Below are 11,317 nucleotides of genomic sequence, written 5' to 3'. Positions count from 1 at the left end.
GAAAGGGGCGGCCGGATGACCCTGATCAGTTTCGTGGTGCCGGCCTTCCGGGTGCAGGGTTATCTGCGCGAGTGCCTGGACTCGATCCTGGGCCAGTCGGAGACCGACCTCGAACTGATCGCGGTCGACGACTGCTCGCCGGACGCCAGCGGCGAGATCATCGACGAGTACGCGGCCCGTGACCAGCGGGTCCGGGCCGTCCGACTGTCGGAGAACGTCGGTCTCGGTCCAGCCCGCAACATCGGGTTGGACCGGGCCGTCGGCGAGTACGTGTGGTTCCTCGACGGGGACGACTGGCTGGCCCCGGACTGCCTGTCGGAGGTGGCCGACCGCCTCCGGGCGACCCGGCCGGACGTGCTGCTGGTGGACCACGTCCGGACACACTGGAACGACACTGCCACCCGCAGCGCGATGGCCGAGGTGTTTCCCGAGTCGCCTGGTCCGGAGACGTTCGCGCTGCGGGAACGGCCGGAGGCCATGCGGCTGCTGCACACCGCCTGGAACCGGTTGGTCCGCCGGGAGTTCCTGGTCGACCTGGGTCTGCGCTTCGCGGCCGGCTGGTACGAGGACGTCTCGTTCAGCTACCCGGTGTTGATGGGCGCGCGTCAGATCGGCGTCCTCGATCGGGTGTGCGTGAACTACCGGCAGCGCCGCGCGGGCGCGATCACGAAGACCCGGGGCGACCGGCACTTCGAGGTCTTCGCCCAGTGGCACCGCGTCTTCCTCCTGATGGATGCCTGGTCGCCGAGCGTCGACGCGCTACGGCCGGCGGTCTTCGAGCGGATGATCTGGCATTACCTCACCGTGCTCGGCAACGGTCAGCGCATCGCGCCCGAGCTGCGGCCGGTGTTCTTCGCGCAGATCACCGCGGACTACGCGCGGTGGCTGCCGGTCGGGGGGTACCCCGTGCCGGACGGCGTCGAAGGGCTCAAGCACCGGCTGGTCGCGAGTGGCCGCTGGCGGACGTTCAGCGCCCTGCGGGCCGCCAGCCGGGCCCGCGACACGGCCCGCCGGCAGGCGCGTACCGCCCGGCGTCGGGTCGGCCCGGTGGCCCGGCGCGGCGCCCGGCTCACCCGCGACGGCCTGCTGCGCGAGTACTACCGGGCGGAGCTGCGCCGGCCCGTGGACTCCACGCTCGCGGTGTACGCCGCCTACTGGTTCCGGGGATACTCCTGCAACCCGGCCGCGATCTACGAGGCCGCCCGCCGGCTGGCCCCCGAGGTGCGGGGAGTGTGGATCGTGCGCCGCGACCGGGTGGACGCCGTGCCGGACGGGGTGGAGTACGTGGTCGCCGGCACGCCGGCCTACTACCGCGTGCTGGCCCGCGCCCGCTGGCTGGTCAACAACGTGAACTACCCGGACTTCGTCCGTAAGCGGCCGGAGCAGGTGCACGTGCAGACCCATCACGGCACGCCGGTCAAGGTGATGGGGTTGGACCAGCAGCGCTATCCGATCGGCGCGGGCCGGATGGACTTCGCCGGCCTGTTGCGCCGCGTGGACCGCTGGGACTACAGCGTCAGCTCAAACAGCTTCTCCACCCAGATGTGGGATCGGGCGTACCCGGCCACGTACGCCACCCTGGAGGTGGGTTACCCGCGCAACGACCGCCTGGTCGCCGCCGGTCCCGACGAGGTGCGCCGGCTGCGCGCCGAGTTCGGCCTCGCCCCCGACGAGCAGGTGGTGCTGTACGCCCCGACGCATCGCGAGCACCTGCCCGGTTACCGGTCGCCGTTCGACCCGGACCGGCTCGTCGACGCGCTGGGTGACTCGGGCCGGCTGCTGATGCGCAGCCACTACTTCCACGACCGGGAGCGCCGACCCGGTCGTCCGTCCGAGTTCCGCCGGGTCCGCGACGTCAGCGGCTACCAGCGGGTGGAGGACCTCTACCTGGTCGCCGACGTGCTGGTCACCGACTACTCCTCGGCGATGTTCGACTATGCGGTGCTGGACCGGCCCATCGTGCTCTACACACCGGACTGGGAGGCGTACCGCCTGGCCCGGGGGGTCTACTTCGACGTCACGGCGGAGCCACCCGGCGCGGTGGCCGCAACGTTCGCCGACCTGCTCGATCTGTTCCGGACCGACGCGGTGCGATCGGACGCGGCGAACAAGGCCCGCGAGCGCTTCCGCAGCCGGTTCTGCGGGCTGGACGACGGGCGGGCTGCCGAGCGGGTGGTGCGCCGGGTTTTCCTCGGCGAGCTGCCTGACCAGCCGCAGGGCTGCTGACCGCTCGCTCCCCCGTACGCCGTGTAATGGTGGCGTCATAAGCCGAACATGAGACGTTTACCCGATGTGCGGGACCAATGATCCTGGTCACAGTCATCAGGAGTTCGGCCGAGAGACGTGGGGGACCTGACGGTGAGTACCGTCGCACTCAAAGATGTGACAAAGGTTTTCAAGGACGGCACACTCGCCGTCGACAGCATAAATCTGGACGTGAACGACGGCGAGTTCATGGTGTTGCTGGGTCCGTCCGGCTGCGGCAAGTCCACAGTGCTGCGCATGATCGCCGGTCTGGAGGACCCGACGCAGGGTGCGGTGCTGCTCGACGGGGAACTCGCGAACGACCTGCCGCCACGCGACCGCAAGATCGCCATGGTCTTCCAGGACTTCGCGCTCTACCCGCACATGACCGTCGGCGACAACATCGCCTTTCCGCTGCGGCTCGCCGGGGTGGAACCGGAACCGCGCGGCGAGCGGGTCACCGACGTGGCGAGCGCGCTCGGTATCAGCGACGTGCTCGGCCGCAAGCCCGGCCAGCTCTCCGGCGGCCAGCGTCAGCGTGTCGCCATGGGTCGCGCGATCGTCCGGCGGCCGGGGCTCTTCCTGATGGACGAGCCGCTGTCGAACCTGGACAGCGGGCTGCGCGCCGAGCTGCGGGCGGAGATCTCCGGGCTGACCCGGGAGCTGGGCGTCACCACCGTCTACGTGACCCACGACCAGGCCGAGGCGCTGACCATGGCCGACCGGGTGGCCATCATGCGCCGTGGCGTGCTCCAGGACGTGGGCACGCCCACCCAGGTGTACGGCCGTCCGGCGACGCTCTACGTGGCGGCGTTCCTGGGCAGCCCCCGGATGAACCTGCTGGAGGCGTCGGTCTACGTCCACCTCGACCGGTACATCGCGCTCAACCTCGGCGAGCAGTCGCTCTACCTGCCGTGGAACGACATCCGCAGCCGGGCGGTCGCGCACTACCACGGCGAGCGGATCGTGGTCGGGATGCGGGCCGAGGCGCTCACCCCGGTCGCCCCGGACAGCCCCGGTGACGTGCTGCGCGGCCGGATCCGTTACCTGGAGCACCACGGTCACGAGTCGCTGGCGTTCCTCGACATCGGGGCGACCGCGATCATGGTGGACGAGATGGGCGCGCCGCTCGACCCGCCGCCCGTGGGCCAGCGCGGCCTGCGCCGGTTCGGCGCGGTGATGCAGCGGCTCACCGGCAAGCCGGTGGAGTCCGAGGAGGTGCCGAACGGCGCCTCGCGGACGACAAGCGTCCTGCCCGACCCGGGTCGGCACCACCGCCGTCCGGCGGAGCTGGCGGTACGACTCGCGCCGTACCCGGCCGTCACGGCCGGGCATCCGCTCGCCGTGTCGGTCCGGATGGACGCGCTGCACTTCTTCGACGAGCGCGGCGCGCGGATCGACGTGGGGTGGCGGTGACGCCACGCCGGAGCGGGGTGGCGGCCCGCCCGTCCGGTGCCCTACCGTCTGCCCACCTAGTCCATTTCGTGCCTGACCGAGAGGGGTGCCCCCGTGTCGGGTGACCGTCCCAGTCCGCTCGTCATCGAGCGCATCCTGCGGGACCGCCAGGGCATCTGGCAGCAGATCGTGGCCGAGGGCGACCTGAACGCCCTGACCGGGCGGATGCTGGCCAGTTCCGCCATCGCCCTCGCCTGTTACGGGGCGGTGCTCGGCGCGTTCCACAGCCCGCTGATGGCGTTGACGTCCGCGCTGAAGCTGCCACTGCTGTTCCTGGTGACGCTGGCCATCTGCCTGCCCACGCTCTACCTGTTCAACCTGGTGTTCGGCGCCCGGCTCTCGGTACGTCAGTCGTTGGCGCTGGTGATGGTGGCGATCACCGTCACCTCGATGCTCGCGGTGGCGTTCGCGCCGATCAGCCTCTTCTTCCTGATCACCGCACCCGACTACGGCTTCTTCAAGCTGCTCAACGTCGCGATCCTGACGCTGTCGGCGCTGGTCGGGCTTCGCTTCCTGACCGGTGGCATGCAGGTGCTCAACGACCACGGTCTGCTCGCACCGGCGACGGCCCCGGCTCAGGTCGGCGTCCCGGCGGCGGCCGGTGCTCCGGCCCAGGTCAACGCTCCGGTCGCGGTGACCGCCGGGGGCACTCCGGGCACCGCGACGGCGGGTACCGCCGAACCGGTCGCGGTTCCGGCCGGCGCGGCCGTCGCGTCGGCGGCGAACGGTGCCGCGCCCGAGGGCGCGAGCGCCACGACCACCGCCCCGGCCCCGGCGGCTGTTCCGGCGCAGTGGGGTGGGCAGCCCGGCACCGCGTTCCCGCCCGGCATGCTGCCGCCGGGTTACCCGGCGCAGCAGCGCCACTGGGGCAACCCACCGGTGCGGCGGGGCGAGCCCACGCAGCGCCCGGCCAGCATGACGCTGCTCTACATCTGGATCCTGCTCTTCGGCTTCGTGGGCACCCAGTTGGCGTGGACGCTGCGCCCGTTCTTCGGCGACCCGGGTCAGGACTTCTCCCTCTTCCGCAGCATCGACGGCAACTTCTACGCCGAGATCCTGCGTACGATCGCCAACCTCTGAGCGGGTTCATCGCGGTGGACCCGGCCATCTTGTGGTCGGGGAAAACCCTGGTTGCCGCCCTGGTTACCGAGAAGTAGCGTCGGGTCATGACCATCGACTCCCGCCAGGTGGCGGCCGGCATCCTGCAATCGGTGCCGTTCGCCCGCACGCTCGGCATCGAATTCGTCGAGGTGGCGCCCGAGGCGGACGGCGGGGTGCGGGCCGTCGTCCGGCTCCCCGACACGTCGGCCACCCACAACCACGTCGGCGGCCCGCACGCCGGGGCGATGTTCACGCTCGGCGAGACGGCCTCCGGCGCGGTCGTGCTGGCCGCCTTCGGGCAGCTCCTCGACCGGGCCGTGCCGCTCGCCGTCCGAGCCGAGATCGCCTACCGCAAGCTGGCCATGGGGGCGGTGCTGGCGACCGCGCGGCTGGGGCGTCCGGCGTCGGAGGTGGTCGCCGAGCTGGAGGCCGGTCAGCGGCCCGAGTTCGGAATCGAGGTGGAGATCGCCACCGAGGACGGCACGCCCACGTCGGCCATGACGGTGATCTGGACCCTGCGGCCGAACTGAGCGGCCCGGCGGCGGCTCAAAACGGGTTTGCGCACCCAGCCGGGTGGTTAGATTCGTACCGTGCTGGGCCTACCTGCTCATGTGACCGCCTGTCTTTTCGATCTGGACGGTGTGCTGACGCAGACCGCCCGGGTGCACAACGCCGCCTGGACCGAAACGTTCGACGAGTTCCTGCGCAAGCGCGCCACGGCGACCGGGCAGCCCTTCCAACCGTTCGACCCCGGCCCCGACTACAACCGCTACGTCGACGGCCGACCCCGTGCCGACGGCGTCCGGTCGTTCCTCGAGTCCCGGGGAATCGTGCTTCCCGAGGGCAGCCCGGACGATCCGCCGGACGCCGACACGGTCAACGGCATCGGCAACCGCAAGAACGTCCTGCTGCTGGACCGCCTGCGCACCTCCGGCGTCGAGGTCTATCCGGGTTCGGTGCGGTATCTGCGCGCGGCGACCGCCGCCGGGCTGCGTCGGGCGGTGGTCACCGCGAGCGCCAACGGGCGCGAGGTGGTCGCCGCCGCCGGGCTGGCGGACCTGCTGGAGGCGCGGGTCGACGGGCTCGTGGCCCGGGAGCAGAAGCTGCGTGGCAAACCCCAACCCGACACCTTCCTGGCCGGCGCCAGGATCCTGGGCGTGGAGCCGGCGCAGGCCGCCGTCTTCGAGGACGCGCTCTCCGGGGTGGCCGCCGGCCGGGCCGGCGAATTCGGGTACGTCATCGGTGTCGACCGGGTGGGACAGGCCGACGAACTGCTCGCGCACGGCGCGGACGTCGTGGTCAAGGACCTCGCGGACCTGCTCGACGCGGGCGACGCCGCCCCGCCGGCACCCCACCGCAGCGGCGAACGGGACCGCACGTGATCCGGGAACGGGCCTATCCCGTCGAGCCCTGGCACATCCGGGAGACCCGCCTGGACATGGACGTGCTGGCCCAGTCGGAATCGGTCTTCGCGCTCTCCAACGGGCACGTCGGCCTGCGCGGCAACCTCGACGAGGGCGAGCCGCACGGGCTGCCCGGCACCTACCTCAACTCGTTCTACGAGCTACGTCCGCTGCCGTACGCGGAGGCCGGCTACGGTTTCCCCGAGTCGGGGCAGACCATCGTCAACGTCACCAACGGCAAGCTGATCCGCCTGCTCGTCGACGACGAACCGCTCGACGTGCGTTACGGCGAGCTGCTGTCCCACGAGCGGATCCTCGACCTGCGGGCCGGCACCCTGCACCGGGAGCTGCACTGGCGCTCCCCGGCCGGCCGCGAGGTCAAGGTCCGCAGCACCCGGCTCGTGTCGTTCACCCAGCGGTCGGTCGCCGCGATCAGCTACGAGGTGGAGGCCGTCGACGGCCCGCTGCGGTTGATCGTGCAGTCCGAGCTGGTGGCCAACGAGTCGCTGCCCGCGCAGAGCAAGGACCCCCGGGTCGCGGCCGTGCTGGAATCGCCGCTGCTGGCCGAGGAGGAGCTGACCACCCCGGACGGCGGCCAGCTCATCCACCGCACGAAGGTGTCCGGGCTGCGCGTCGCCGCCGCCATGGAGCACGAGGTGCACGGCCCGGACCACACCACCATCGAGTCCGAGGGGTACGAGGACTGGGTGCGCACCACCATCGGCTGCGTGCTCAAGCCCGGCGAGAAGCTGCGGGTGGTCAAGTACCTGACGTACGGCTGGTCGAGCCGACGTTCGTTGCCCGCACTGCGCGACCAGGTCGGCGCGGCGCTGGCCGGCGCCCGGTTGGACGGTTGGGACGGCCTGCACCGGGAGCAGCGCGCCTACCTGGACGAGTTCTGGGACGCGGCCGACGTGCTGGTCGAGGGTGATCCGGAGATCCAGCAGGCCGTCCGCTTCGGGCTGTTCCACGTACTCCAGGCCGGTGCCCGTGCCGAGCAGCGGCCGATCTCGGCAAAGGGGCTGACCGGCCCCGGCTACGACGGGCACGCCTTCTGGGACACCGAGATGTTCGTCCTGCCGGTCCTCACGTACACCCAGCCCAGCGCGGTGCGCAGCGCCCTGCAGTGGCGGCACAGCACCCTGGAACAGGCCCGGGAACGGGCGGCGACGCTCAACTTCAAGGGTGCCGCCTTCCCCTGGCGGACCATCGAGGGGCCGGAGTCGTCCGGGTACTGGCCGGCGGGTACGGCGGCGTTCCACATCGCCGCCGACATCGCCGACGCGGTCCGACGGTACGTGCTGGTCACCGGGGACACTGCCACCGAGCGCGAGATCGGGCTGGAGCTGCTGGTGGAGACCGCCCGGCTGTGGCGCTCGATCGGGCACCACGACCGGCACGGCCGGTTCCACATCGACGGGGTGACCGGTCCGGACGAGTACACGGCGGTGAAGAACGACAACATCTACACCAACCTGATGGCCCAGCGGAACCTGCTCACCGCCGCCGATGTCGTCATGCGTTACCGGGACGACGCGTTCCACCTCGGCGTCACGGACGAGGAGGCGGCGAGCTGGCGGGACGCCGCCACGTCGATGCACGTCCCGTACGACGACGAGTTGGGCGTGCATCAGCAGGTGGAGGGGTTCACCCGGTTGCAGGAGTGGGACTTCGCGCACACGCCCGCCGAGAAGTACCCGCTGCTGCTGCACTATCCGTACTTCGACCTGTACCGCAAACAGGTCGTCAAGCAGGCCGACCTGGTCCTGGCGATGCACTGGCGGGGGGACGCGTTCACCCCCGAGCAGAAGGTTCGCAACTTCCAGTACTACGAGCGTCGGACGGTGCGCGACTCGTCGCTGTCGGCCTGCACCCAGTCGGTGCTCGCCGCCGAGGTCGGCCATCCCGACCTGGCGCACATCTATCTGCGCGAGGCCGCGCTGATGGACCTGCACGACCTCAACGAGAACACCCGCGACGGCGTGCACATGGCCTCGCTGGCCGGCGCGTGGCTCGCCCTGGTCAGCGGGTTGGGCGGGCTGCGTGACCACGACGGTGAGCTGTCGTTCGCGCCCCGGCTCTCCAGCCGGCTGAGCCGCCTGGAGTTCTCCCTCCAGTGGCGTGGGCTGGCGCTGCGGGTCGACGTCCGACCGCACCAGACGACGTACTCACTGCGCCACGGTGGCCCGGACGACGTCGTCGAGCTGCGCCACCACGACCAGATGGTGCGGGTCACCTGCGACGAGCCGGTGACGGTGCCGGTGCCGCCGGCCGAGCCCTCGGGGCCGCCGCCGGAGCAGCCGCCGGGACGGTCGCCCCTGCTCCGGCTCCCCGAGGCCAAGCAGCAGTGACGGCCGGGGCGGGAGTGTTCCCGCCCCGGCCGTCGCGCGCGTACGTCAGACCGGCTCGCCGGTCGAGGGGCGTCCGATCGCGTCCTGCGGCGCAGCCGCCTTGGGATCGTCGGGGAGGCGGGCCGAGGCGGCCTGGTCACCGAAGTCCTGGTCACCGACGTCCTGGTTGCGCGCGGCGTCCTGTTCACGCTGGGCGCGTTCGGTCATCTGCTGCTGCCGGGAAATCTGCTGCTTGGCCATCGTGATCCTCGCGATCCGTCGGGGCGCGGCTGCGCCTACACGGTCTGCGGTCTCCTCGTCGCGTACCCGGCGACCCACCCGGCAAACGCCGTGCTCCGGCCGCCCGCACCAGGTGCGTGCGACGCGCCGGGCGGGGTAACCCGACCGCAGGCGAGCACGGAGGTGCGGCATGGACGAGCAGCACGAGACGGTGACCATTCCGGTTCGGGACGCCCAACTCCCCGCCGATCTGCTGCTACCCGCCCAGCCGGTGGGCGTGGTGCTGTTCGCGCACGGTAGCGGCAGCTCCCGGCACAGTCCGCGCAACGTCGCGGTGGCCCGGGCGCTGAACGCCCGTGGCCTCGCGTGCGTCCTGGTCGACCTGCTCACTCAGGACGAGGAGAAGGTGGACACGCGGACGGCCGAACTCCGGTTCGACATCGGGATGTTGGCCAGCCGGCTGGCCGGGATCGTCGACTGGCTGGTGGCCGATCGTCCGGCGGGTGACGTTTCGATCGGTCTCTTCGGTGCGAGCACGGGTGCCGCCGCCGCGCTGGTGGCAGCGGCGTCCCGCGCCGACCGGGTGGGCGCCGTGGTCTCCCGGGGCGGTCGGCCCGACCTGGCGGGCACCGCGCTGGGTCAGGTGCGGTCTCCCACCCTGCTGCTGGTCGGCGGCCTGGACGAGGAGGTGCTCGCGCTCAACGAGCGGGCGCTCGCCGAACTGGGAGACGTGGGCGAACTGTGGGTGGTGCCGGGCGCCACCCACCTCTTCGAGGAGCCCGGCACGCTCGACCAGGTCGCCGAGCATGCCGGCACCTGGTTCACGACCCGTCTGACCCGGACGGCAACCGCGACCCGCCGCGGGTGAGTGTCGGCTCTACCCCGCCGCCGGCACCTGCGAGGTGGATCGGCGGCGTTGGACGGTGTCGACGATGCGCCACAGAACGGCGGTGATCGGAACGCTGACGAAGGCGCCGGCGATACCCGCGATGAGGGTGCCGGCGGTGACCGCCACCAGGATCACGGCGGGGTGCAGGCGGACCTGGCGCTTCATGACCAGCGGCTCCAGCAGGTTGCCCTCGATCTGCTGCACCGCGACCACGGCGGCGAGGGTGAGCAGAGCGGTCGTCGGCCCGTTGGCCGCCAGGGCCACCAGAACCGCGACCGCGCCCGCGACCGTCGCCCCGATGATCGGCACGAAGCCGCCGAGGAACGTGATCAGCGCCAGTGGCAGGGCCAGCGGCACCCGTAGCACCACCAGGGCCAGGCCGATGCCGATCGCGTCGATGGCGGCGATGATCATCGTTCCCCGGCTGTACGCGCCGAGGGTCTGCCAGCCGTTCCGGCCAGCCTCGGCCGCCAGAGATCGGTTCGGGCCGGCCATCCGGGACAGCGTCCAGTGCCACATCGACCGGCCGTCCTTCAGCAGGAAGAAGAGCAGCACCAGGGCGAGCAGCGCGGAACCGACGACCTCGCTGGCCGCCCGGGCGCCGGACACCGGGTCCGGAGAGCTGCCGCTGAGCCCCTCCCGGGCCTGGTCGATCAGCTTGTCGAGTTGGGCCTCGCTGACCGGCAGGGTGGACGTGACGAAGTCGCGGCTCCGGTCGAGCCCCTGCGTCAGTTGCTGACTGAGCTGGTCGAACTGGCTGGCGGTCAGGTTCCATACCAGCGCTCCGACGCCCACGAGGATGCCGAGCAGCAGCAGGACGGTGAGCAGCGCGGCCAGCGCCGCCGGCAGCCGCAGGCGACGCAGCCGGAGCAGCACCGGGTCCAACAGCGCGGTGAGGAAGATGGTGGCGGCCAGGGCGATGGCGAGCGGGGCCAGCAGGACGGCGATCCGACCCAGCAGGTAGAGCCCGGCGACGATCACCACCAGGCAGGCGCTCCAGAGCACCGCGGTCCGTACCAGCCAGGGCAGCCCCGCCCACGCGTGCCGCGCACCGGCGTCGCCCACGGCCGCCGTGCCGCCGGGTGCCGCCGCCGTGGTACCGGTCTCCTGCGTGCCGCCGGTTGTCGGCGCGACGTCCGCCCCGGGTTGTTCTGCCGTCATGTCGGCCCTCCTCGATCTCGGCGAGGTCGGTACCCGGCTGGCCGTGCGCCGACACCCGGCCGTCCGCGCGGATCGTACGCCGGCACGGGTCCGTTGGTCGGGCCTTCGCGGTCTACGCCCGAGCGGAAGGCGTTTGCGCTGTCGGGACGAGGGAACGCGAAACGTGACAACCCGAGGAGGAGGAGCGCCGTGGGTGACTTCATGGACAAGGCAAAGGACTTCGCCGACAAGCACGACAAGCAGGTCGACCAGGGTATGGAGAAGGCCGGCGACATGGCCGACAAGCGCACCGGCGGCAAGTACGACGACCAGATCGACAAGGGCGTCGACCAGGCCCAGGCGCGTACCGGCGAGGGCGACCAGGTCCGCTGACCCAGGGCCTGTTTCATAAGAACTGGCCGGCCTGCGGCGGGCCCGGACGACGACCGGCGGCGTTGCGGTTTCGTCCGGATACAACACCGGTATCCGGACGAAACCGCGCCTTGCCGGATCGC

10 protein-coding genes are annotated in these 11,317 nt (G+C 71.5%); 8 read left to right on the top strand and 2 right to left on the bottom strand.

Going from position 1 to position 11,317, the window contains the following annotated elements; all coding sequences use genetic code 11:
* Window positions 1–15: 15 nt before the first annotated feature.
* From ACIA3K_RS10155 to ACIA3K_RS10130, 6 genes are all read left to right on the top strand, one after another.
* A complete protein-coding gene (locus ACIA3K_RS10155) occupies window positions 16–2,226 on the top strand; it encodes a CDP-glycerol glycerophosphotransferase family protein (RefSeq protein ID WP_396800326.1) in 2,211 nt (736 codons plus the stop codon).
* A 132-nt stretch (window positions 2,227–2,358) separates the two neighbouring features.
* Window positions 2,359–3,660: an ABC transporter ATP-binding protein gene (locus ACIA3K_RS10150; protein ID WP_396800324.1), complete on the top strand. Its 1,302-nt coding sequence runs from the start codon at window positions 2,359–2,361 to the stop codon at window positions 3,658–3,660.
* Between the two features lie 93 nt (window positions 3,661–3,753).
* The gene (locus ACIA3K_RS10145; RefSeq protein WP_396800323.1) at window positions 3,754–4,779 is read left to right on the top strand and encodes a hypothetical protein; all 1,026 of its coding nucleotides are present in this window, start codon (window positions 3,754–3,756) and stop codon (window positions 4,777–4,779) included.
* Between the two features lie 86 nt (window positions 4,780–4,865).
* On the top strand, window positions 4,866–5,330 hold the full coding sequence (locus ACIA3K_RS10140) for a DUF4442 domain-containing protein (RefSeq protein ID WP_396800321.1): 465 nt from the start codon (window positions 4,866–4,868) through the stop codon (window positions 5,328–5,330).
* Between the two features lie 60 nt (window positions 5,331–5,390).
* Complete coding sequence (locus ACIA3K_RS10135) at window positions 5,391–6,182, top strand: HAD family hydrolase (RefSeq protein ID WP_396800319.1); 792 nt, start codon at window positions 5,391–5,393, stop codon at window positions 6,180–6,182.
* Window positions 6,179–8,554 (top strand): glycoside hydrolase family 65 protein, encoded by a 2,376-nt coding sequence (locus tag ACIA3K_RS10130; RefSeq protein ID WP_396800317.1) that lies wholly within the window; start codon window positions 6,179–6,181, stop codon window positions 8,552–8,554. The genes ACIA3K_RS10135 and ACIA3K_RS10130 overlap by 4 nt, the downstream gene beginning before the upstream one ends.
* A gap of 45 nt (window positions 8,555–8,599) precedes the next feature.
* On the opposite strand, the gene ACIA3K_RS10125 is transcribed toward ACIA3K_RS10130, so the two are convergent.
* Window positions 8,600–8,794: a hypothetical protein gene (locus ACIA3K_RS10125; protein ID WP_396800316.1), complete on the bottom strand. Its 195-nt coding sequence runs from the start codon at window positions 8,792–8,794 to the stop codon at window positions 8,600–8,602.
* Between the two features lie 169 nt (window positions 8,795–8,963).
* On the opposite strand from ACIA3K_RS10125, the gene ACIA3K_RS10120 reads away from it, so the two are divergent.
* Entirely contained in the window at window positions 8,964–9,641 is a 678-nt protein-coding gene (locus ACIA3K_RS10120) for a dienelactone hydrolase family protein (RefSeq protein ID WP_396800315.1), read from the top strand.
* A gap of 9 nt (window positions 9,642–9,650) precedes the next feature.
* Here the strand turns inward: ACIA3K_RS10120 and ACIA3K_RS10115 are convergent, their stop codons facing one another.
* Window positions 9,651–10,823 (bottom strand): AI-2E family transporter, encoded by a 1,173-nt coding sequence (locus tag ACIA3K_RS10115; RefSeq protein WP_396800314.1) that lies wholly within the window; start codon window positions 10,821–10,823, stop codon window positions 9,651–9,653.
* Window positions 10,824–11,024: 201 nt separating this feature from the next.
* On the opposite strand from ACIA3K_RS10115, the gene ACIA3K_RS10110 reads away from it, so the two are divergent.
* The gene (locus ACIA3K_RS10110) at window positions 11,025–11,195 is read left to right on the top strand and encodes an antitoxin (protein ID WP_393394344.1); all 171 of its coding nucleotides are present in this window, start codon (window positions 11,025–11,027) and stop codon (window positions 11,193–11,195) included.
* Window positions 11,196–11,317 lie beyond the last annotated feature (122 nt).

It is taken from the genome of Micromonospora sp. NPDC051543, from assembly GCF_044454415.1.
Lineage (GTDB): Bacteria > Actinomycetota > Actinomycetes > Mycobacteriales > Micromonosporaceae > Micromonospora.
The sequence above is the reverse complement of the archived record's forward strand: the minus strand, read 5'-3'. Positions and strand labels throughout refer to the sequence as shown.

Bases quoted from the DNA above. Each gene is read 5' to 3' on its own strand.
- ACIA3K_RS10155 (WP_396800326.1), top strand. From the start codon at position 16: ATGACCCTGATCAGTTTCGTGGTGCCGGCCTTCCGGGTGCAGGGTTAT.
- ACIA3K_RS10140 (WP_396800321.1), top strand. From the start codon at position 4,866: ATGACCATCGACTCCCGCCAGGTGGCGGCCGGCATCCTGCAATCGGTG.
- ACIA3K_RS10125 (WP_396800316.1), bottom strand. From the start codon at position 8,794: ATGGCCAAGCAGCAGATTTCCCGGCAGCAGCAGATGACCGAACGCGCC.
- ACIA3K_RS10120 (WP_396800315.1), top strand. From the start codon at position 8,964: ATGGACGAGCAGCACGAGACGGTGACCATTCCGGTTCGGGACGCCCAA.
- ACIA3K_RS10115 (WP_396800314.1), bottom strand. From the start codon at position 10,823: ATGACGGCAGAACAACCCGGGGCGGACGTCGCGCCGACAACCGGCGGC.
- ACIA3K_RS10110 (WP_393394344.1), top strand. From the start codon at position 11,025: ATGGACAAGGCAAAGGACTTCGCCGACAAGCACGACAAGCAGGTCGAC.